Source organism: Bradyrhizobium yuanmingense (assembly GCF_029167105.1).
GTDB classification, from domain to species: Bacteria; Pseudomonadota; Alphaproteobacteria; order Rhizobiales; family Xanthobacteraceae; genus Bradyrhizobium; species Bradyrhizobium yuanmingense_A.
Map to the genome: position 1 here is coordinate 142,899 of NZ_JARFML010000016.1, position 22,401 is coordinate 165,299.

Annotated in this window: 18 protein-coding genes; 7 read left to right on the plus strand and 11 right to left on the minus strand. The window is 64.7% G+C overall.

All coding sequences use genetic code 11. The annotated features are described in order from the left end of the window. Nucleotides 1-44 precede the first annotated feature (44 nt). Nucleotides 45-1,484: a hypothetical protein gene (locus P0R31_RS22035; protein WP_275516256.1), complete on the plus strand. Its 1,440-nt coding sequence runs from the start codon at nt 45-47 to the stop codon at nt 1,482-1,484. Between the two features lie 64 nt (nt 1,485-1,548). On the opposite strand, the gene P0R31_RS22040 is transcribed toward P0R31_RS22035, so the two are convergent. From P0R31_RS22040 to P0R31_RS22050, 3 genes are all read right to left on the minus strand, one after another. After that, a complete protein-coding gene (locus P0R31_RS22040) occupies nt 1,549-2,544 on the minus strand; it encodes a glycosyltransferase family 2 protein (protein ID WP_275516257.1) in 996 nt (331 codons plus the stop codon). 77 nt (nt 2,545-2,621) lie between these two features. Further along, on the minus strand, nt 2,622-4,184 hold the full coding sequence (locus P0R31_RS22045; RefSeq protein ID WP_275516258.1) for a hypothetical protein: 1,563 nt from the start codon (nt 4,182-4,184) through the stop codon (nt 2,622-2,624). 44 nt (nt 4,185-4,228) lie between these two features. Then, nucleotides 4,229-5,719 (minus strand): hypothetical protein, encoded by a 1,491-nt coding sequence (locus P0R31_RS22050; RefSeq protein WP_275516259.1) that lies wholly within the window; start codon nt 5,717-5,719, stop codon nt 4,229-4,231. A gap of 297 nt (nt 5,720-6,016) precedes the next feature. Here P0R31_RS22050 and P0R31_RS22055 point away from each other — a divergent pair, with 297 nt between their 5' ends. Continuing rightward, nucleotides 6,017-6,181, plus strand: coding sequence for a Flp family type IVb pilin (locus P0R31_RS22055; protein WP_128264172.1), 165 nt, complete (start codon nt 6,017-6,019; stop codon nt 6,179-6,181). A 268-nt stretch (nt 6,182-6,449) separates the two neighbouring features. Next, nucleotides 6,450-7,679, plus strand: coding sequence for a glycosyltransferase family 87 protein (locus P0R31_RS22060; protein WP_275516261.1), 1,230 nt, complete (start codon nt 6,450-6,452; stop codon nt 7,677-7,679). Nucleotides 7,680-7,870: 191 nt separating this feature from the next. Here P0R31_RS22060 and P0R31_RS22065 read toward each other — a convergent pair whose 3' ends face one another. The 3 genes from P0R31_RS22065 to P0R31_RS22075 form a co-directional block, all read right to left on the minus strand. After that, nucleotides 7,871-8,359, minus strand: coding sequence for a hypothetical protein (locus tag P0R31_RS22065; RefSeq protein ID WP_275516263.1), 489 nt, complete (start codon nt 8,357-8,359; stop codon nt 7,871-7,873). Between the two features lie 120 nt (nt 8,360-8,479). Then, the gene (locus P0R31_RS22070; protein ID WP_275516264.1) at nt 8,480-9,712 is read right to left on the minus strand and encodes a glycosyltransferase family 87 protein; all 1,233 of its coding nucleotides are present in this window, start codon (nt 9,710-9,712) and stop codon (nt 8,480-8,482) included. A gap of 49 nt (nt 9,713-9,761) precedes the next feature. Beyond that, complete coding sequence (locus tag P0R31_RS22075; RefSeq protein ID WP_275516266.1) at nt 9,762-11,360, minus strand: glycosyltransferase 87 family protein; 1,599 nt, start codon at nt 11,358-11,360, stop codon at nt 9,762-9,764. Between the two features lie 491 nt (nt 11,361-11,851). Between P0R31_RS22075 and P0R31_RS22080 the strand changes: the two genes are divergently transcribed. Beyond that, nucleotides 11,852-12,532, plus strand: a complete 681-nt coding sequence (locus P0R31_RS22080) for a helix-turn-helix domain-containing protein (RefSeq protein WP_275516268.1) — start codon at nt 11,852-11,854, stop codon at nt 12,530-12,532. Between the two features lie 35 nt (nt 12,533-12,567). Here P0R31_RS22080 and P0R31_RS22085 read toward each other — a convergent pair whose 3' ends face one another. The 3 genes from P0R31_RS22085 to P0R31_RS22095 all read right to left on the minus strand — a co-directional run bounded on the left by P0R31_RS22085 (nt 12,568) and on the right by P0R31_RS22095 (nt 15,723). After that, complete coding sequence (locus tag P0R31_RS22085) at nt 12,568-13,479, minus strand: DMT family transporter (RefSeq protein WP_275516269.1); 912 nt, start codon at nt 13,477-13,479, stop codon at nt 12,568-12,570. 229 nt (nt 13,480-13,708) lie between these two features. Beyond that, the gene (gene pyk, locus P0R31_RS22090) at nt 13,709-15,145 is read right to left on the minus strand and encodes a pyruvate kinase (RefSeq protein ID WP_275516270.1); all 1,437 of its coding nucleotides are present in this window, start codon (nt 15,143-15,145) and stop codon (nt 13,709-13,711) included. Further along, nucleotides 15,142-15,723: a DUF1036 domain-containing protein gene (locus tag P0R31_RS22095; RefSeq protein WP_035998649.1), complete on the minus strand. Its 582-nt coding sequence runs from the start codon at nt 15,721-15,723 to the stop codon at nt 15,142-15,144. Before P0R31_RS22095 ends, pyk begins: the two co-directional genes overlap by 4 nt. 153 nt (nt 15,724-15,876) lie before the next feature. On the opposite strand from P0R31_RS22095, the gene P0R31_RS22100 reads away from it, so the two are divergent. The 3 genes from P0R31_RS22100 to P0R31_RS22110 all read left to right on the plus strand — a co-directional run bounded on the left by P0R31_RS22100 (nt 15,877) and on the right by P0R31_RS22110 (nt 18,496). Next, a complete protein-coding gene (locus tag P0R31_RS22100) occupies nt 15,877-16,182 on the plus strand; it encodes a DUF1244 domain-containing protein (RefSeq protein WP_035998652.1) in 306 nt (101 codons plus the stop codon). A 195-nt stretch (nt 16,183-16,377) separates the two neighbouring features. Continuing rightward, nucleotides 16,378-16,650 (plus strand): DUF2312 domain-containing protein, encoded by a 273-nt coding sequence (locus tag P0R31_RS22105; protein WP_018641571.1) that lies wholly within the window; start codon nt 16,378-16,380, stop codon nt 16,648-16,650. Between the two features lie 79 nt (nt 16,651-16,729). Then, nucleotides 16,730-18,496, plus strand: coding sequence for an adenylate/guanylate cyclase domain-containing protein (locus tag P0R31_RS22110; RefSeq protein ID WP_275516271.1), 1,767 nt, complete (start codon nt 16,730-16,732; stop codon nt 18,494-18,496). A gap of 49 nt (nt 18,497-18,545) precedes the next feature. Here the strand turns inward: P0R31_RS22110 and P0R31_RS22115 are convergent, their stop codons facing one another. Both P0R31_RS22115 and P0R31_RS22120 read right to left on the minus strand, forming a co-directional pair. Beyond that, the gene (locus P0R31_RS22115; RefSeq protein ID WP_275516273.1) at nt 18,546-20,150 is read right to left on the minus strand and encodes a DUF882 domain-containing protein; all 1,605 of its coding nucleotides are present in this window, start codon (nt 20,148-20,150) and stop codon (nt 18,546-18,548) included. A 273-nt stretch (nt 20,151-20,423) separates the two neighbouring features. Then, nucleotides 20,424-22,401: L,D-transpeptidase family protein (locus tag P0R31_RS22120; protein WP_275516274.1), on the minus strand; the 1,978-nt coding region annotated here is incomplete at its 5' end.

Genomic DNA, 22,401 nt, shown 5'->3' on the forward strand with positions numbered 1-22,401 from the left:
ACATTAAAGAACACCTTAACAATTAAGGCCTAGCTTGGCCCGCCATGACTGATCAGGTCGTCTCCAGCGCGGCTCAACCGCTTTCGGCGCGTGCAGTGCTCCCTTGGGCTGTGGGGCTCGCCGTCTACGCTGTGTTGCTGGCCGTCGGCCCGAAGCTGCTCGGAGATCCCGACAGCTATTCTCACGTCGAGCTCGGGCGCTGGATCCTGGCGCATGGGACCCTGCCGACGAGTGATCCATTTTCGTTTTCGAAGCATGGCGCACCCTGGATCACGTTCGAATGGCTGTCGGAAGTCGTCTATGCCGGAGCCTACGTCCTGTCCGGCTGGCCCGGCGTCGTCGTCGTCGCGGCAGCGGCGATCGCACTCGCCTTTGGTCTGCTCACATACTTCCTGCTGCGCGAGCTGTCGCCGACCCAGACGCTGGTCATGGTGATCGCGGCCGTCATCCTGACGGCGCCGCACATGCTGGCGCGGCCACACGTGCTCGTAATGCCCATCATGGTGATCTGGGCGGCTGCCCTGGTGCGTTGCATGGATCATGGCAGGCCGCCACCATACTGGGCCCTGCCGCTGCTGGTCGTGTGGGGCAATCTGCACGGCAGCGGAGTGTTGGCGCTTGGCTTGATTGGACCCGTGGTGCTCGAGGCGCTGCTGCGTGAGGAGCGAAGCCAATGGCCACGCGTGCTGCTGCGCTGGGCGCCATTCACACTGCTTGCCGTCGCCGCATCCTGCCTAACGCCGCATGGGCCAGAACCGCTGCTGATGCCCATCACGACACTCGGCCTCGGTCCCGCGCTCGCCTGGATCGCAGAATGGCGGCCGCAGGATTTCAGTCGCATCGGCGGCTTCGAGCTGCTGTTGCTGGGGGGCATCTTCGCGCTCTCGCGCGGCGTCACGCTGCCGGTCGTGCGGACCCTGGTGGTGATCGGCTTGCTCCATTTCGCGCTGGCGCAGATGCGCAATGCGGATCTGCTGGCCATGCTGGCGCCGCTCTACCTCGCGGCCCCGCTGGCCCGGAGGTTCGGCGGGCCGAGCGGGAACGAGACCGACGGCTCTTCGCGCGGCTTGAACCTGGCGGCATTCGGCATCTTGGCCGCGCTGAGTGGATTGGCGCTGGCGCGCGACATCCGGCCGGCCGCCGTCATCACCCCCGAGGCGGCCGTCGCCCGTGCCGACCTCGCCAAGGCGGGGCCGCTGCTCAACGATTATTCCTTCGGCGGCTATTTGGTCTTTGCCGGCATTCCCACCTTCATCGACGGCCGCGCGGAACTGTTCGGCGGACCGTTCATCGAACGCTACAATCGTGCCCTGGCGCTGATTGACCTCGGAGATTTTCTCAAGCTGCTCGACGACTACAAGATCAACGCGACGCTGCTTGCACCGAATACGCCCGCCACAGCGATGCTTGACCGGTTGCCGCACTGGCAGCGCGTGTACAGCGACGATGTGGCGGTCGTCCACAAGCGCCGGCAGATGCAGTAAAGCCAGCTCGGCAGCAGCATCGAAGACGAGGTGTTGGCCTCACGTCCGAGATGATTGCGGCGGATCACTCGTTGATTGCGTGCTTGGCGGGTACGGTTGCCGCCTCGTTGCGATCGAAGCCGGCTCGCTTCTGGACCACGTACAGTGGACGGCGCTTCACTTCGGCATGGATGCGGCCGACGTAAAGGCCCACGATCCCCGTCATCAGCATGTTCATTCCACACAATAGCGAGAGCAGGACGATGGTCGAGGACCAGCCGGTCACGAGATGAGCGTCGTTGCTCAGCCACATCACGACGACCCAGCCGCCGTAGAGCAGTGCGAATGCCGAGACGGTCAATCCGCACCAGATCGCCAGGCGCAAGGGCAGATCGGAAAAGCCGAGCGCGGCGTTCATCGCGAGTCGGATCATCTTGAACAGGGGGTACTTGGTCTCGCCCGCGGCGCGCTCGAGACGATGGAAGGTGACCTCGGCCTGGCGGAAGCCGAGCCACGCGATCATACCGCGTACGAAGCGATCCTGCTCCGGCATCTGCCTGAGCGCGTCCAGCACCTTGCGATCGATCAGGCGGAAGTCGCCGACGTCGGCGGGGATGCCGACGGAGGACATCTTGCCGAGCAGCCGGTAGAACAGGTGTGCGGTCGCGCGCTTGAATCGGCTTTCGCCCTCGCGCGACAGGCGGCGGGCGTGGACGACGTCATTGCCTTCGTGCCATTTTGCGATCAATTGCTCGATCACTTCGGGCGGATCCTGCAAATCGGCGTCCATGACGATGATCGCCTCACCCTGCGCGGCGTCCATGCCGGCGGTGATGGCGACTTGATGGCCGAAATTCCGCGACAGGCCGATATAGCGAAAGCGGGCGTCGCGCGCGGCGAGTGCCTGTAGCACGATCGAGCTGGAATCGCTGCTGCCGTCGTCGACGAAAATCGCCTCTGCCGGCCCGTCGAGCCGGGACAGCAGGAAGTCCAGCCGGCGCAATAAAATCGGCAGGACGGCTTCCTCGTTGAAGACGGGAATGACGAGGCTGTAGCGGATCGGTCCGGAATTGGCCGCCATGCGAAGGAGTCCAGCTGGGTTGCAGGGGCGGAAGTCTATGGGCAGGTGGTTAAGGTCGCCTTTCTCAGGACTTGCGCTCAGGACTTGCGCCGAATCCTGTAGAGGACGAACCGATCCGAGGTCTGCAATAGTTCCAGCAGATCCGGCAGCGGGTTTGCGGCCCGCGGTCCCAGCACATAGAGATAGTCGAAATCCCGGTACCAGGTGCGGACAAAGCGCGGCGAGTCCGCCGGCGGGCGGCCCGCTGCGATCGCGGTGAGCAGGCCTGAGGACACCAGTCCGCCATCCGGAGTGGCAAGATGGCGCACGGCCTCGGCGGCCCGAACAGGCTGCTTGCCCGCCTCCGTGAAGAGATTGGGCACGAACGCGTTGGCATAGTGCACCGCCAGCGTTGGCGCATAATACATCGGATACGCGGTGAGATCGGCGAAGGGCGGGTCGCCAGCTTCGTCCGCATTGCCGACGAGGACGCGCGAGCCACGTTCGACCTTGCGGAACGACTCGACAATGGCCGCGTAGTCAGTGCGGTAGGGCAGCCATACCGTGAACACAACGGCGAGATTGATCAGCGTGATGCCGCTGATCGCAGCGAGTGCAGCCATCCGCCAAGCCCGGCTTGGCAGCGACAGCGAGCAGAACGCCGGCAGGATCAGCGCCGCAGCAGGAAACACGCGGAGGTCGGCGAAAGAGGTCCCGAACAGTCTCGAGGGAATGGCCACGTACAGGAGCGCAAGACCGAGCGCGATCCAAATCCCGGCCGGCTCGAGCCTGAGCAAGCCGCGCCTTGCGGCGAACAGCAACGCGGTCATGAGGGTCAGCCCGGTCACCGCCGCGACCGTCAGATTGTAGCCGTTCATGATGCGGAGCGGCCAGACCGGCTTGAATGCGAGGAACCAATCATTGCCTTGGCTTCCGATCGCGCCTGCCGTGACATGCATGATCGCAAGCAGCGCAAGCGCCGGTAGGGCCAGCGCGCCAAGCCGCGCGGCCGCGACGGGATACGCGACCCGCCCTTGGCGGATGCGAGACAGCTCGAAAAGGCCGAGCGTTGCGCCATAGATGCCGAGCGAAAAGAAATGCGCCACATAGAGCGCGGCGACGAAGATCAGATTGGCCATGAAGCGCAGCGGCCAGGGGCCTTCCGCCAGCACCAGATAGATGGCGATGCCCCAGAGCGCGAGGCCGAGCCCGAACTCGAAGTTCACGAAACCCCAGCTGAACGGCAGGCAATAGAGGAAAGCGAGCGCGGCGAAACCGGCGAGATGGATGCGTCCCTTCCTGACCCATTCGAGCAGAAGCGCACCGGTGACGATCAGGACCTGGCTCAGCAACAGAAACAGCCGCGTCGCGTTCTCGACGCTCATCAGCCGCGCCAGCTGCGGGACCAGCAGGTCCATTCCGAGGTTGGGATAGAAGGCCCACCTCACCTCGTAATACGGATTTGCACCCGCGGTGCCGTTCTGGCTCAGAACAGACATGCGGGCGAGGTGATTGGGATAATCGACCATCGCCGGAATGGGCGTCAGTAGCACCGGAACAAACGAGACCACAGCCAGCATCGCAAGCACGATCATCGCCACGGCTCGGTCCGGGTCGGGACGCGCCGGATCTGTCAGGGTCGGCTTGCTGGAAGGAACCATCTGATGAAGTCGCTGAGGCCGAAGACGCGCGCTGGAGCGGGTCCTCACTTCGGAGGCGCCGCGGTCGCGCCGTCTGCGCCGTCGCGCACGTGGATCACGGCGATGTCGTCCGCATAGATCCGCTTCCAGCCCTTGAGCTGGTCGAGGATCTGCGCGCCCGGCGCATCCGCGCCCAGCAGCGTCGCGTCGATCTTGTGCTGGTCGAGCAGGCGTGGCAGCAGCTCGGGCTTCTTGCCCTCGGTCGCCCTGAAGAAGTCCATGATGAATTTCTCGCCGTAGAGCTCGGCGCGGCCGTCGACGAACACGGGGATGTCGCGCGAGATCAGATAGCCGCCGAACTGGTAGGCGTTGAAGACGCGCTGCACCTTGCGCTGCTCGAGCAGGTCGACCGCCGCAACCGGCGTCTGCGTCATGGTGAAGGTGAAGCGGTGCTGCCCCAGATAGAGCGAGGTCGAGGTCCAGCTTGCCGCCACGATCATCAGCGCGCCGAGCGCTGTAACATAGCGGGACGGCCAGCTTTCGGCCGCGGCGGCCGCGGGCTGTGGCTGCGGGAACATCTCGCCGAGCGGCTTGGCCAGCACCAGCGGCACCAGGAATGCAAATGCGTCGATGCTCCTGACGTGGCTCAGCGCGCTCCAGGTCAGGAACAGGATCAGGAAGATCCGTGGCGCCGACAGCACCAGGCCGCGATAATAACCGAACGCGATCAGGGCGAGCAGGGCGCCTTCGAACGGGGTGAACGTGGCGAAGTTCGCCGGCATCCATTCGACGATCAGTGTCAGCAACTCGCCGAGGCTGAGGATGTTGGTCGCGCCCTGCAGCGTTCGCCAGCCGTACGGCGTGCAGCAGCTCGCGATCAGCGCCCCGATTCCGAACAGCACCCAGCGCATGAACAGGGCAAGCCGCCTTCCCTTCTCGGCATGCTCGACCGCTTCGAGCGAGATCGGGCCGATCAGCGCGAGCCCGAGCACGAAGCCTCCGTGCAGGTTCGCCCACAGCGCCATCAGCGGCAGCCAGGTCCAGGACGGCGCGCTCCTGCGGCTCGCAGCCGCCATCAGCAAGCCGACCCACGCCACCATCACCGGCAGCGCCAGAATATGCGGCCGCGCCAGCACGTGATGGATCGACAGCAGCAGCGCCAGCATCGCGAACAGCACCGCGCGCGGGGCTCCGATATGCGCCTCGAGCAGATGGACGAAGATCGCGACGGTGAGCGCGACGGCGGCCGCGGTGAGGATGACGGGACCTGCCCAGCCCCAGTGCGCATGCGAGAAGGCGAACGCGACCTGCGACAGCCAGGACGTCGAGATCCACGGCGCGCCCGTCCGCGTGAAGGAATAGAAGTCGATCATGGGCATGGCACGGTGATCGAGGATCCATTGCCCGATCTTGATCTGCCAGAACGAGTCGGAATCCTGAAGCAGCGTGTCGCCCAGGAACAGGAAAAACAGATAGGTGCCGGCGCCGACGCACAACGGCACCAGGGCACGCGCGCGACCCTGCACCGCGATGCTGTTGGCGAAGGAAAGGGACATGCCGTCTCGTCGTCCTGGTTGTTCTTGCCGGCCCGAGCGGGCGGCATTGGACCACGCCGGTCATAACTTCGGGTAAACCGGCCGCGCCAGGCCGGCGTCAGATGCTTACAATTTAACGGATTGTTTCGAACTTGGATTTACCATGGGCCGATACACGCAATCCGCTCGGTGTTTACGCAGCCGAATTAACTGCGGTGCAATTCTTTGCCTCTACGTTCCGTTGCCATGGTCGGGCGGCGCTGGGAAGCCGAAGAGACCAGATCAGTTGTAGCCTCGTGTACTCATTTGGAGCACTCTATGAAGAACCTCGTTGCGCGTTTCATGAAGGATGAATCCGGCGCCACCGCCATTGAATACGGCCTGATCGCTGCCGGCATCGCGCTGGCGATCATCACCGTCGTCAACAACCTCGGCACCACGCTGAACGCCAAGTTCAGCTCGATCTCGACCAGCCTCAAGTAAGGCCGGACGACCTGCGGAATAGCGAGGAGCCCCGTCATCGACGGGGCTTCTTTGCTTTGCCCGGGAATTCGGCGCGGGGCGTTGGACGATCGAGCTTAAGCCTCCTTCAAGTCACTCGGGTGTATGGCTTGGGTGCTCTAAAGCATGATCCGGAAAAGTGCGAAGCGGTTCTCCGGAAAGATCATGCGTCAACAACAATCTGAAGCGCGAGGACGACTTGTCCACATCGCATCGCGCTTTAGCTCACCGTACTGCGTAAGGAAGCCGCATGGCCGAAGCCTCCTCCGTTCCGCCTGCAATCGGCCTTCGCGGTGAGGTCCCTGCGATCCTCGTCAACATCTCCTTCGTGCTGGCGATCGTCACGCTGGCGTATTTTCCGACGGCCTATCTCGCCCATCTCTGGATCTTTGACGCCGACGGGCGCGGCATCCCCACGGACTTCGTCAACGTCTGGGCGGCCGGACGACTGGCGCTCGAAGGCCATCCCGCGCAGGCCTGGGATTGGGACATTCAGAAGCAGGTCGAGCTTGCGCTGCTCAAGCAGGATTTCGTCGGCCATTTCGCCTGGCACTATCCGCCGCCCTTCCTGTTCGTCGCATCCTTCCTGGCGCAATTTCCCTATACGGTGGCGTTCATCGGCTGGGCCGCGTTCAGCATGGTACCGTATCTTGCCGTGATGCGCGCGATCATCGGACGCAATGCGGGCCTGGTGATTGCGGTTGGATTTCCGGCCGTCTTCCTCAACATCCTGGTCGGGCAGAACGGTTTCCTCACGGCTTCGCTGATCGGCGGCATGCTCTATTGGCTGCCGACGCGGCCGGTGCTGGCCGGCATCTGTCTCGGCCTTCTCAGCTACAAGCCGCAATATGGATTGTTGTTTCCGCTGGTGCTGCTCGCCGCCGCCGAATGGACCGTGCTGTTCAGCGCCGGGATCGTCACCGTTGCGATCGCTGCACTATCCTGGCTCGCCTTCGGCACCGAAAGCTGGCAGGCGTTCTTCCACTGGATTCCGATGTTCTCCCAGGCCTTCCTGACCGAGGGCCGGGCGCCCTGGTTCAAGATGCAGAGCATCTTCGCGCTGGTGCGCTATCTCGGCGGCACCGAGCAGCTCGCATGGATCTTCCAGTGGGTGTTGACCGCTTCTGTGGCCGTGGCGCTGGTCGTGGTGTGGCGGAGCCGGCTGCCCTACGCCCTCAAGGCAGCGATGCTCGCGACCGCGGCGCTGCTGACGACGCCTTATCTCTTCATGTACGATCTGGTCGTGCTGGGCATCGCGGTGGCCTTCCTCATCCGCGCCGGGCTCGACGAAGGTTTCGCACGCCACGAGGTGATGGCGCTGGCGCTCGTCTTCGCGTTGCTTGCGAGCTTCCTGTTTCTCGGGCAACCGGTCGGCTTCCCGGCGATCCTGATTGTGTTCTGGCTGGTCCTCGGCCGCTGCGCAGCCTGGCGGAGGGCCGAGGCCGCATCGGCGCAGCTCGCTCTCACACGAACGAGCTGAGAAGCGCGGTCGGGCACAGGGTCGGGTGAGACGCCGGGGGTGTGAGGCGTTCGGGTCAGCGCATAGATGGCTGTTGCACCACATCAGTGACGGTCGTTGCAACCATGGTGCAATGTCCGGTATCCCGCGGACAGCTGGTATGGCGGCGAGCCGTTCATCCGCTTTGGGCCATCCGACCACTCGCCCTCGCATCACAGATTTTTCAGCAAGCGCTGATGGAGCGTTGCGGCATTGGGCTGCCGAGCGACCCAGTCCAGGTTACGTTCGCCGTCGATCTTCACCCAGAACGTACGCGTAGGCGCATCGGTCCCATCAAGCGAGTTGAAAGTACAGGAGGCCCTTTCTCGAACGATGGCACCGGTGGAGTCCTGCGCTTGGTAGTCGATCAGCGCCACATACTGAACCGGCGGGTGGCGCGCAGCTCCTATCATGGATCTTCTGGTTGACTCCGATACGGCGCGCTCAGGCTCGGCGAAAAATTCGTCCCACGTGATCGTTCTTCTGGAGTCGTCCAGCGCAATCCGTTGATAGGTGGAAGGAGCCGCCAGCCGCTCCTGAATTGCCTTTTCGCAGATCTGGACAAATTGAGAGGTGAACAGCGGAGAGTCGCGGACATGAGCATAACCGAGAACGGCGACGCCGAGAACCAGGAACGCTGCGATGGCACGCTTGACCTTCATCAGTGGCTCTTACCGGCCTTTGCCAGCTTGGTTTTGAACGGTGGACAGCAGGATGCACATTCTCAATCAAGCATTTGCTGGCGCTGAAAGACAAAGGTCATACATGTAGGAAATGTCGCCTCAAGCTAGAGCCGGCAACGTCACTGACGAGGCCTGCTTTGATTTGTCATTGGACAACCGCCACAGGAGACGAGCGGCGAACAAGGGGAGGATCAGTAAAGCAATCGGTATTTGCGCGAAGCCGAATGGAAACATCAGAATAGGCAACATCCAGAACGCAAGCGAAAGAATTTGATCGGTGAACGTTTCATTTCCGCGCTGACGCAGGAGCGCGACAATCCATCCGAATACGACCATGTCGTAGTTCATGATCCAGGGTGAAAACAAGAAGGTAGCGGTAACGAAGAGCGCAAGCGAGAGGACCGGATCGCGCTTGCGCCAGAACGTCCAAACCACCGCACCGACGGCGCATGCCGACGCCGCTCCTTGCACCACCCAGGCGAGATCAGCCGGAAGCCCCGCTAGGCGCGCGTTGATCAAGGCTGAGGCGACGATCGGCCAGCCCATGATACCTGCCACATCGAGCAGTTCGTTCTGTTGCGGCAAAACCTTATGCCAATACGCTGTCCAGATTTCTGGCCCAAACCATGCTGCAGTCGCGGCGACAAGAAACACCGTCGTGACGACGGCTGAACCAATGACTCGCCAGTGCCCACCCAGCACCAGCACGATCGGAAGCAGGAGTCCGAGTTGCGGCTTGATGGTCAGGATACCAAACAAAATTCCAGCGAGTATCGGCCGTCGCTCGAGGTTTGCCAGACCGCCGATCAAGAGCGCGGCGGTCAAGAAACCATTTTGACCGAGGAATACGTTAACCGTGACGGCAGGTGCGACGGCCAGAAACACCCAGTATTTTCGTTCGACACCACACGATGTTGCCGTCCAAACATACAGGGCGAGCCCGGCGACGCACCACGAAATGTACGACGGCAGAAAACCAAGCGAGCCAAGGGGCCAAATGAAGAACAGCAGATGCGGCGGATATGACCAATACAGAGGTGCCAAATCGGGAATGCCGGTCACCTTCGCTATTGCAGCCATGTAGACGCCGGAATCAAACCAGTCAGCAGGGCCGCCGGAAAAAGCCGATCGGCCGCCCATCCAGGTGTTCATGAAATCTCGACCAACCGGAAAGCCGCCTGGGTCAAGTACGAACGATGGGAACGACTGGGCTGCTGCCAGTTGGAAGTCAAATATGACGACCGCCAGCAGAATGGCCGCAGCGACCACGGTGAAGGCCGCGTAAATCCTGACTGATGTGGAATTGCCTGTGCCAAGCTCGCCATGATTCATTGTACAGCTCAAAGGGGTAAAGCCTCTGTTCAAGGAAGGGCGGTGGTTTTCAAAGTGAGCCCCGCGCGATCAGCGGGCAGCTTTCGATCACCGTGCCGGGGCGGGCGCCCTCGATGGTGACGCAGGGCCGGGAGCGGTCGATGGTGAGTTCGTAGCGATCCAAGAGCGCGCTGCGGTCCGGTTCGCCGCGCATGTGCAATTCGCGGACGCCGCCGGGCAGCGGCGCCTTCAGCCCGGCGCGAATGCGCTGGTCGAAGATGCCGCCGGGGACGATTGGCACGGCGATATCGGCGAGCAGGTAGAAGCGCGATTGGGAGGGCAGCTGCGGCGCGATATAGGCGAGCGGCTTGCCGAGGATGAAATAGGTCGCGGGCTGATCGAGCTCGTGGGCGATCTTCGGCCGGTAGACGTCGGACCAGGGGCGGTGCCACCAGTCCGCCGGCTGTGACCACGCTGCGATCGCGACTGCGACCGTCAACGTCAGCGCGGCGAGCGGTCGAGGGGACGTCGTCAGCCATGTCGGCCCCACGCTTCCGGCGAGGCGCGCGAGCAACAGAACGATGAGCGGGCCGCACAACAGCTCCAGAACCACCGCATAGCGCTGGATCGAGAACAAGCCGAGCCACGCGAGGTAAGAGGCCGCAAACAGCACCACCAGCTGCATGTCAACTCGGGTGAGGATCGCGCGCTTTCGCCTCGTGCGGACCCACAGGGCAAGCGCGAGCAGGACCATCACCACCGCGAAGCGCGCGTCGCGGAACGGATGCTCCGCGCCTCGGTGGTCGCCGATCAGCCAGTAGAAGGGGTAGGCCAGTGCGTCGAGCACGCCATGAGGCATGAACTGCGCATCCATCAGGTTGACGCCGGCCACCTCGCTCGACTGGAACAAGGCATTGAACAGCGGGAAGATCGGATTGCCGGTGTCGCGCCACGTGATCAGGCACCATGCGCCGCCGGTGAGCGCCGCGCCGGCCATTCCGCCGATCCCAAGAAGCGCGGTCGCCCGCAGCGGACGCGCGGAGACGAGCAGCGCCGCGACTGCGCCGACCGCGTAGACGACATTGGTCAGCTTCAACCCGACGGCGGCACCGATCAGCAATCCCGCGAGCAGGACACTGATCGCAGGTCGGCGATCCGCCACCAGGATCAGAAGGCAGCCGCCGATCACGGGCAAGGCCAGCAGCACGTCGGAAAAGCTCGTGCCGACTTCCGAGAGCGTCATCGGACCTGAGGCCGCGATGACGACCACTGCTGCGAGCGACGCGATGGTCGCGGTTTGAGGCAGCACCAGACGTGCGAACAGGCAGATCAGCGCGAGGTTGAGGCCGTGAACGGCGCCGATGATCATCAGCCCGTAGGGCGCCGGCACGACCGGGCGGAGATAGTAGACCGGAAAATAGACGAGCGGATTGAAGTAGGTCTGAAAGCCCGGCGGGACCACATCGACGCCATAGCGGCCGTTGAGAACGGCCCAGACATTGTATTCGTGGTAGTTCTGCCAATCCCAGTTGACGTCCTCGCCCATGGCCAGCGTGTAGAGCGCCCCTGCCAGCATCGAGCAGACGACAACGGCGATGGCTGCAAGCGCGTTGCCGCGCAGCTTCGCCGTCCATGATCGCCGCAGCCTCCCGGCCGCGGATATGGACATCACTTCTCGCAGATCGCTGGAAATCGCCGCGCGTTCCAGCATCAAGGCGCCATGTGCGCCGGGAACATCACGAGCAGAGCCGGGTCGCTGAACCGCAGGAAGCCCGCTCGTGAAACGCATTTCCGAATTCCAATTTACAACCGTAGGACTACGAATAGCCAGTTAAGGTTGTATGAATCCTTGCGGGAATTATTGGACGTTGCACGCAAAAGTCGCGAATTGTCGAGAAGGTCGAATGGGTCCGTGCGGGCCCACCTGAAGCGTTCAGTGCTTGGGGATGATGCCCATGCGCTCGCGCTCGTGGCTGCCTCGACCAGGATACTGCTGACGCAGCTTGGCGCGCCCGTCCGCTCACCATGGCGCTTCACGCATTTGCATCTTGTCATCCCGCCTGAATAGTTGTTCAGTCCTTGCGGGGCGATTTGCATCTATTGCGTGAGAAGCGTCAGGCCGCAGGGCGTGCGGCCGGCGTGTGGGACAGGAAGCGCGCCATGGTTTATCGGCGGACGCATCAAGTGGTGAAGCGCCTTGCGGCGCGGCGCAGCGCTATACTGGCGGCGGCGCGGGAGGCGGCGGCGGAAGGCGGGATGGCGGCGGTGCAGATCGCGCCGGTCGCGGTCCGGGCCAATGTCGCGGCCGGCACCGTCTACCGCTATTTTCCCTCCAAGGCCGAGCTGATCTCCGAGCTCATCGCCGAGGTCTCCCGCGACGAGCTCGCGGCGATCCGAAGGGCGGCCGATGCGGCACCAGGACCGTCCTCGGCGCTGGCGGCCGCGGTGACCACCGTGGCGGTGCATACGCTGTCGCAGCGCAGGCTGGCCTGGGGCATCCTGGCCGAGCCTGTCGATGTCGATGTCAGCGCCTCCCGCCTTGCCAGCCGGCGCGAGATCGCCGGCGAGATCGCTGGCCGGATCGACGCCGCCGTGCGCGCCGGCCATCTGCCGGCACAGGACACCGCGCTCGCCGCCACCGCCTTGCTCGGCGCGCTGCATGAGGCGCTCGTCGGCCCGCTCGCACCCGACAATCTCGACGACCCAGCCAGGATGCGCGATGCGGTGCAGACCGTGACGCTGCTGGCGCTGCGCGCCGTCGGCGTCATGGACGCCCGCGCCCGCGGCCTCGTGGTTCAGCAGACGCTGCTGCCGACGACCAAGGCGCTGGTCGGGGCCTGAGCCGACCGCCACCGGGATCTCGCCTGGGCCCCCTGTTATCCTGCTGCGTCAGCATTTCCCGGCCGGGACTGATCAACCCCGGTGGGACGCTTCAGAAGAATGAGCCCGGCGGTCACAATGAGGACGGCTCCGGCGATCGTGGAGCCTTGCGGGATGTCCTTGAAGACAAGATAGCCGATGACTGTGGAACCGAGCAGTTCGAGATAGACCAGCGGCGAAAGGGTGGACGCTTCGGCGAAGCGGAATGCCGCGATGGACAGGACATGGCTGAAAGCAGAGAGCGCACCTAAAGCCAGAAAGAACATGACCGCGTCCCAGGCCGGTGTGGCCCAGGTCAAAATGGCTTGTGGCGTCAGGAGCACCATGCCGATGACGCACTGGAAGGCGAGCGTTTTGACGGGATCGCTAACCAGAGAAGCCTGCCGCGTTGCGATCAGATAGAGCGCGAACGTTAGCCCGGCGCCGAGCGCCAGCAGAATGCCGGGCTCGATGTCGCCGTCCGGGCGCAGAATGACGATGGCGCCGGTGAAACCCAGCGCCAGGCTCGCGATCTTTCCGTGCGTCAAACGCTCCTTCAGCACGATGGCGGCGAGCGCAACCGCGATGATCGGCCCCACGAAATAGGCGCTGACGGCTGTGGCCAGCGGAACGGTCGCGATGGACAGGAAGTAAAGCGTCATCCCGCTGACGAGGAACACCGTCCGCAGCATATGGGAGGCGCGCCGTTCGGCGGGAAAGATCTCTCCTTTGAACCTGATCGCAGCCACTGGAAGGACGACGGCGCATGCCACGGCGTAGCGCGCCCAGGCGATGAAGAACGGCGAATAGTCGGCGCTCAGAAATTTGGCGATCCCGTCGACCAGCGGGATCGAAAGCATCGCGGCCGCCATGAGCACGATGCCCAGCGTCGGGCGCGCGCGGGCTTCGGAGTCTACGGTGGTGGCCATATACGGGTTCCTAGCGATAGCGGCCTGGTGCGGCAGATGCTGCCGCCGGCGAACAAGGCGCTGGTTGGGACCTGAAGAAATCGCGCCGCGAGCCAAGAGGCGACCTGATTGCGCTCAGGCCCTTGCCCGAGCGTGTTTTTTCGCGAAACCCGGGCAAGGTCCGGCCAAGCGGCCAGCTACTGTGCATGGGGTTGTTTTTCGACTTTTTGTTTGGCCGCCCCGGCGGGCCTCACATATTGGCGTCGCCCTCGGGGCCGACCGAGGCGATGCGCACCATGTTGGTGGTGCCGGGGATGCCGAGCGGCACGCCGGCGACGATGATGACGCGCTGGCCGGCGCGGACGAAGCCGTCGCGGAAGGCGATCTGCCCGGCGCGGCTCACCATGTCGTCCTGGTCGCGCGCGTCCTCCGCCACCACGCAATGCACGCCCCAGGTCACCGCGAGCCGGCGGCCGGCGGTGATGTTCGGCGTGATCGCCACGATCGGCGGCTTCGGCCGCTCGCGCGCCACGCGCACGGCGGTCGAGCCCGATGAAGTCCAGCAGATCAAGGCCGGCAGGTCGAGCGTCTCGGCGATCTGCCGCGCGGCGTCGGCGATGGCATCGCCCGCGGTGGATTCCGGCGCCGGACGCTGGGCCATGATCACCGAACGGTAGGTCGGATCGCGCTCGACCTCCTCGCCGATGCGGTTCATGGTCGAGACCGCCTCGACCGGGAATTTGCCGGCCGCCGATTCCGCCGACAGCATGATGGCGTCGGCGCCCTCATAGACCGCGGTGGCGACGTCGGAGACTTCGGCGCGGGTCGGCACCGGCGACTGGATCATCGATTCCAGCATCTGGGTCGCGATCACCACCGGCTTGCCGGCGCGGCGCGCCATCCGCGTCATCTGCTTCTGCAGGCTCGGCACCCGCTCCAGCGGCAGCTCGACGCCGAGGTCGCCGCGCGCCACCATCAGCGCATCGGAAGCCTCGATGATGTCGGCGAGGCGGTCGATCGCCTGCGGCTTCTCGATCTTGGCCATCACGGCGGCACGGCCGCGGATCATCTTCTTGGCCTCGATCACGTCGTCGGCGCGCTGCACGAAGGACAGCGCGATCCAGTCGACACCGGTGACGAGGGCGGCCTCGAGGTCGGCGCGGTCCTTGGGCGTCATCGCCGAGACCGGCAGGTCGGTGTCGGGCAGGCTGACGCCCTTGCGGTCGCTCATCTTGCCGCCGACCACGACACGCGTCACCGCATGCTCCTTCGAGGTCTCCTCCGCGATCAGCCGCACCTTGCCGTCGTCGAGCAGCAGCGCATGGCCGGGCCTGAGCGCCGCCAGGATCTCCGGATGCGGGAGCTGGACGCGCGTGGCATCGCCGGGCGTCTTGTCGGAATCCAGCGTGAAGGTCTGCCCGTTCTGGAGCTGGATCGCCCCTTCGGCAAAGGCGCCCAGTCTCAGCTTCGGGCCCTGCAGGTCGACCAGGATGCCGATCGGCCGGCCGTAGCTGCTCTCGACATTGCGGATCGTCGCCACCAGCTCCCGCATCTTGTCATGCGGGGTGTGGCTCATGTTGATGCGGAACAGGTCGGCGCCGGCCTCGAACAGGCGGCGGATCATCGCGAGGTCTGAAGAGGCTGGTCCCAGGGTCGCGAGAATCTTGATACGGCGAAGGCGCCTCATGGCTTATTTCCAGACGGGGGTGGCAGGCCGGGCGAGCCCGGGGGCGTAGCACCGGGCGGGCTATTGGGCAAACCCGGAACGCCGCCCGGGCCCACCGGGCCGGGCAGGCCAGGCACGCGCTGCTGCGCCGGCTGTTCGTTGGCGTCGGTCAGCTGCACCGTCCAGGCGCGCTGCTCGCCGGTGTCGACCTCGAAATAGCCGGTGCGGTCATAGCCGCGCGCCAGGCAATCCTCGGTGCCGCGGATGGTGAACTCCTTGTCGCGGGAGCACATGAAGGCCTGGCCCGACCATTCGCCGCCGCGGTCGTAGTCGATGGCGTAGATGTAGTAGTACCGGGCGACCAGCGTGCCGCGCAGCAGCGTCTCGCAGGAGCGGGACGAGATGTTCCACCAGCCCTCGGTGGTCCAGCCCTCGGCGTCCTTGTAGCCGAGCGCGATCCCGACCCGGCTCGACGTGTTGTTGCAGAGGCGGAAATCGGCGGAGGCCGGGCCGGCGTAGAGGCACGCCAGGGCGACCACCAGCACCGGGACCAACCGGGCGAGCAGGTAAAGCGGGGAGCGGGGAGATTCGGCAGTCATTGTCGCGGAAGCTATACCAGATCATTGACGATTTGGCGTTGGGCCGGGGGCAGCCGGGCAGTGGCCCCTTTGCGCCGCGATATGGCAAAATCTGTGACAAGACCCACCTGATCCCGTAACCCTGCCCCGGAACGGACCTTGAGGAAAGCAGCCATGGCAATCGACGACAAAACCAGAACGGAGCTCGAGGCGGCCGCTTTTCGGCGCCTGGTCGAGCATCTGCGGAGCCGCACCGATGTCCAGAACATCGACCTGATGAATCTGGCCGGCTTCTGCCGCAATTGCCTGTCCAACTGGCTCAAGGACGCCGCGGACGCCCAGGGCGTCGCCTTGAGCAAGGACGAGAGCCGGGAGGCCGTCTACGGCATGCCCTATGAGACCTGGAAGGCGAAGCACCAGGGCACGGCCACGCCCGAGCAGCTCGAGGCGATGAAGAAGGTCCATCCCCACGGGCATTGAACGGCCCATCGCCAAGCCCTGAGTCGCACCACACAACAGCTTTCTGTGCGTCGGCGCAGGAAGGTGTGGGCGCGCTGTGGACGAGCGTGATGCTTGCTTGAACGCTGGGAGCGCCGACCCTAAGGGTCTAGCCAGCACGCGCGGTGAGGGATGCCGGCGTCACCTCGTTTTGCCAGTTCCATTGGGAGTACCAAGATGGCCACCTCCGCCGCCGTCCGCGACGACGAGCCCGCGACGAAATTTGCCAAGGACCAGCTCAAATCCATCATCGAGCGCATCGAGCGGCTGGAGGAAGAGAAGAAGGCGATCTCCGACGACATCCGCGACGTCTATGCCGAAAGCAAGGGCAACGGCTACGACGTCAAGGCGCTACGCACCATCGTGCGCCTGCGCAAGCAGGACCCCAACGAGCGCGCCGAGGCCGAGACCATTCTCGAGACCTACATGCAGGCGCTGGGGATGCTCTGAGGCGCCCCGCCCGTTGCAGCGCACCAAGCTTGGGCAAAATCTCGGCATCTGCTAGGTTGCTCGGTGAAGGGACCGAGCGATGGATGTGCCGGGACCAGAGCGCAGGCTTGCCGCGGTTCTCGCCGCCGACATGGTCGGCTTCAGCCGGCTGATGGAGGTCGACGAGGCCGGCACCCTTGCGCGCCTCAAGACACATCGTGTCGAGCTCATCGATCCCGCCATTGCCAAGAATCGCGGCCGTATCATCAAGACGACCGGCGACGGCATGCTCGCGGAATTCCACAGCGTCGTCGATGCCGTGCTATGTGCTGCCGAGGTTCAGCGCCGCATGGCGCGGCGCAATGCCGACGTCCCGCCGCCGCGGTGGATCCAATTCCGCATCGGCATCAATCTCGGCGACGTCATCGTCGATCAGAACGACATATTCGGCGATGGCGTCAACGTCGCGGCGCGGCTGGAGACGCTGGCCGAGCCCGGAGGAATCTGCGTCTCCGGCGCGGTGCGCGATCAGGTCGGCGACCGGCTCGACGGCGTTCAGTTCGACGATCTCGGTGAACAGAGCGTCAAGAACATCGCCCGTCCGATCCGCATCTTCCGCATTCGGGTGGCGGACGGGCCCGCAAGCCTGCCTGACGGGTCCAATCGTGCTTTGACGCCGCCGGGTGTTTCGAAGAAGCCGTCCATCGCCGTGCTGCCGTTCGCCAATATGAGCGGCGATCCGGAGCAGGAGTTCTTCGCTGACGGTCTCACCGAGGACATCATCACCGAGCTTTCGCGCTTCCACGACCTGCTCGTCATCTCCCGCAACTCGACGTTCGTCTACAAGGGCAAGGCCGTAAAGGTCCAGGAGATCGGCCGTGAGTTCGGAGTCGACTATGTCATCGAGGGCAGCGTTCGCAAGGCCGGCGAGCGCGTCCGCGTCACCGTGCAGCTGATCGATGCAGAGACCGACCGCCATATCTGGGCCGAACGCTACGACCGCGAGCTCCGGGATATCTTCGCCATCCAGGACGAGATGACCCGCGCGATTGTGGCGACGTTGCCGGGGCGGGTAGAAGCCGCAACGCACGACCGCACCAAGCGCAAGCCGACCGACAACATGCCCGCTTACGAATGCGTGCTGGCTGCAAAGCTCCTGCATCATCGATCAACCCGCGACGACAACGCTCAGGCGCAGACGCTGCTCAACCGTGCGCTGGCGATGGATCCGAACTATGCCCACGCTCATGCCTGGAAGGCATGCGTGCTCGGTCAGTGCTGGACCTATGGCTGGTGCGCCGACCGCGAGGCGACCTTCGAGCAGGTTGCTTCGGAGCTGGAAATTGCGTTGGCGCTCGACGACAACGACGCGGACGTGCACCGAATTCTCTCCGCGCTCAATCTGACGCGACACGACTACGAAAAGGCCACCTATCACCAGGAGCGTGCACTCGCCCTCAATCCGAACTACGACCTCGTCGTCGTGCAACAGGGAGAGCTTCTGACCTGGCTGGGCCTGCCGGAGGAAGGCATCGACTGGATCAGGAAGGCGATGCGTCTCAACCCTTATCATCCCGAGCGCTTCTGGAGCCATCTGGGCCGCGCCTATTATTGCGCGGAGAAATACGCCGAGGCCGCCGAGGCGTTTTCAAGGATCACGCGCCCCGACTATACCCATCATGCGTTCCTGGCGGCGACATTCGCGCAGATGAAGAACGCGATCGCGGCTGGCGCTCACGCCGCCGAGGTCTTGAAGCGCGAACCGGGATTCTCGGTGGCAGCTTATCTTGCGACGCTGCACTACAAGCGCGAGCCCGACCGGCAGCGTCACGAGGCCGGCCTCATCGCGGCCGGCTTGCCGGCTTGATCGACCCCGGGCAAGGACGAACAGAGAGAGCTTTGCTGGTACCCAGGACTCAGCGCAGCGCGGCGGTGCGCACGACGAACGATGTCGTCTCGAGCTTTGCGGTCGCGCTGCCCGAGAAATTGTCACAGGACAGGCCCTGCATCGGGTCGTCGGAGAAGCCCATCGCGAGCACGGCCTTCGGCTTGACGAAATAGCCGCGCAGCGCCGCGGTATCGAGCTCGCCCATCAGCGTCACCGACATCGCGCGGCTGGCGCTCGGCGACAGCATCACGATCTTGAGCCAGATGCTCTCGCCCTTGGCCGCGGAGAGGCGGGTCGCGGTTGCGATCCTGCCGTCGATGCTCTTGCCGACCACCGTGTTGATCTCCGTTGCCTGAGCCAGGCTGCGGGTGCGGGCGGTGCGCGGGACCGGCGCGGAGGCGGCGACGACATTAGCGCGGTCGACCGGGGAGGCCGCCGGCGCGAAAGCCAGGGCTTGGAGGGCCGCGTTGGACACGCTCGCGGTTGGTTGCGGATCGGTGGCCGCGGCCAGCGCCTGGCGCGCCTTCAGCGCGGCGACCTGCGCCGGCGTCGCCTGCTGCGGCGTGGCCGGAACGTCATCCCAGAAGCCGCGCGCATTGATGATGTCGGCCGGGGTCTCCGGCTTGCCGGCAGCGGGCTTGTCAGCCACGGGGGCGGGCTTCGGCTTGGGCGGCGCGACGATCTGCGCATCGGCAGAGGCGAGCTGGATGGTTGCGGCGATCTGCGGCTTGGCGCGCGGCGTCGGCACCGGCTCGGCGGGCTTGGCGGCGGCTGCGACGACGGTCGGTGCCGCCGGCTTCGCGGCCGGGGCGGGCGCGCCCTCGTCATCCTCGTCGCTGGCGGCCGGGGCTGCCGGCTTGCTCTTGAACAAGGCGGCGAAGAAATTCGGCTTGCTGCCGGCATCGTCGCTGCTGCCGCGTCGCTCGATCTCGGCCTTGGCGAGCTCATAGTTCTTCAGCGGCGTGCCGTCGGTCGGCAGATGCACCGTCTTTCCATCCGGGAAGACACGGGCGAGCTGGTCATGCGTCATGCGCGGCCAGTGCCGGACACTGCCGGTGTCGAGATGCACGAAGGGCGAGCCCGAGGTCGGATAGAAACCGACACCGCCGCGCTGCAGGCGCAGGCCGGCGAAGCGGATCTGCTCCAGCGGCACGCCGGGGATGTAGAAGTCCATCGCATGGCCCAGCGTGTGCTGGCTGAAGCGCGCCACGCCGGAGGAGCGGCGGCGGAGCATGGCGTTGGTGGCGGGAGAGCGGTAGGCGGAGATGATCTGGATCGGCTGCTTGCCGTCGACGTCCTTGTAGACTTCCCAGAGGATGTCGAACAAGCGACGGTCCATCACCGTCTGCTCCTGGCTGCGCCAGTCGCGCAGGAAATGGTTGAGCTGCTTCAGCGCCGCTTCGTCATAGCGCCCGTCGCGCTTGAAGGTGACGGTGAGGTCTTCGCCGGAATGGGTGTGGTGGAACGAGAGCGTCTTGGTCTCGTTCAGGGCGGCGGCGTCATGAACCGAACCGGCGGCCGCAAGCAGCAATGCAGCCGCAAGGCCGATCCGGGATCCGGCCTTCACGCCCGCATGGGACAACGACAGCACAGCGAATTGGCGTGCGAGACAAGTCAGCACGTATGAGCCCACCCAGTCGACGAGCGTTCAAATGGACTCTCCCGCCAACCCCGTTAGCAGTGCGAAAGAGGATGAACGCTTTCTTAAAGCGAGAAGGTTAATTTGAGGTTGACCTTCCCGCCCCCAAACCAAGTCAGATTACGATCCTAAGCGGTTGACTGTGGCAAAATAACGCCCACCGCCCCATCGCAGGTCGCAGCATGGTTAACGTCAAGCGACCCCATCCTGGGGACGGGGTCGCTGATTTCCTTGCAGAATTTCAGGAAAACGAGTGCCGGACGGGCGTCAGCGGGTAAACACCCGCTGCTGTTGCGGACGGCGGCCGACCGGCGCCGGCGGCGCGGCCGGGGTGGGTGCCCCGAACAGCCGCTCGAAGAAGTTGGGCCCGGACGAGCCGAAGCCGCTGCCGTTGTTGGCCACGGCCACCCCTGCGGGCAGCGTCGTCGCCGGACGCGAATAGCTCGGCTGGGAATGTGCCACGACGGCCTCGAGGTCCTTGCCGCGGTTGTTCTTCAGGATGTTGATCATGATCGCGTCGCGGCCATAGATGTCCTTGCGGAATTGCAGCTTGCCGGCGTCGTCGACGAAGGCGGTCTGATAGGTGATGTTGACCGGGATCGGGGTCGGGAATTTCAGATCGATCTCGCTCTTGCCGTACATGCTGCGCACGCGCTCCGGCGTGTACTTCTCGTTCGGCAGGACGATGTTGAGCAGAACGGAGGCGTACTGATCCGGGTTCTGCACGCGCATACAGCCGTGGCTGAAGGCGCGCTCGTCCCTGGCGAACAAATGCTTGTCCGGCGTGTCGTGCTGATAGACCAGGAACTTGTTCGGGAAGTTGAAGCGGATGCGGCCGAGCGCGTTGGCTTCGCCGGGCGGCTGCGAGATGTGCACCGAGCCGTCGCGGTTCTGTTCCAGCCTCAGGCCCATGCGCTGAAGCACGGTCGGATCCTGCTGCAAGGCCGGCAGATATTCGTTGTAGACGATCGACGGCGGCACGTTCCAGGTCGGATTGACCGTGATGTACTTCATCGTCTCGGTGAGCAGCGGGGTCGCATGCGAACCCGGCTTACCGGTCACGACGCGCGTGGTCCAGACCTGCTGGCCGCGCTGCATCACCTTCAGCGTGAAGTCCGGAATGTTGAGGATGACATAGGCATCACCCAGCGCCGGCGCGCCGAGGTCGCGCGGCAGCCAGCGCCAGCGCTCCATGTTCACCAGCACCACGTCGATCTGCTTGTCGCGCTTGGGGGTGTTGAGCGCCTTGACCGTCTTCTCGTCGAGGATGCCGGTCGGCTTCATCTCGGCGCTGGTCTGGAACTTGCGCACGGCTTCGGCGACCGCAGCGTCGTAGCGGGTGTCGCCGGCATTCTCGGCGAGGCCGAGCTTGGCGCGCAGTTGCGGCACGCGCGGATCTTCCACGACGATCTCAGCCTGCTTCTTGCCGGCAGGGGTGTATTTCAGCGCAGGGCCGTCGGCGATCTCGATCACCGGACCACTGCCCTGGCCGCGCAGCTCGGCGAGCTTGGCCTTCAGCTCCTTGTAGAGCTTGTGCGGCGGGTTGTAGCCGTCGAGCGCTGCGGAGGCGTCCGCCGCCGTCGCGACCTTGGCGAGCACCTCGCCGGGGTCGACCGGATGTTCGGGATAGAGAATGTCGCCGGCGACCTGCGACCAATGCATGCGGCCGCTCTGGGCGTGGCGGGCATAGTCGAACATGCTGGCGGTGAGCTTCAACTCGGCATCAGCCAGCGCGTCGGGCGTCGTGGCGGCGGCGAAGTCCGGCACCGGATAGTCGGCGGGATTGAGGCCGTCGGAGGCCGCGTCCTTCAGCCGCGCGATCACGCCCTTGGCTGCAGCAGTCAGGTTTCCGCCTTGCGTCCAGATCGGCGCGAAGTCGCGCGCGCCGTAAAACTTCTCGACGGCGGCGCGCTCGTTCTTGCGGTCGAGATGGCGCGAGGTCTTGGCGCCGATGATGTCCTTGAGCTTGTCCGCGACCGGCTGGTCGGCGGCGGGCACGTTGTTTGCGGCCTTCACCGGCTCGACCGGTGCTGCGGGAGCCGTCGGCGTGGCGGTTGCGGCCTTGGCAGGCTCGGTCTTTGCTGGCTCGGTTTTCGCAGTCTCGCTCTTTGGCGCTTCTGGCGCGGGGGTGGTGGCAACGTCGGACGGCTTGGTCTCGACCTTGTCCGGCGCTGGCGCGACGTCCGCCTTGGCGGAGTCCCTCGCAGCGTCCTTGGTGGAATCCTGCACCGTGGCGGTGGTGTCG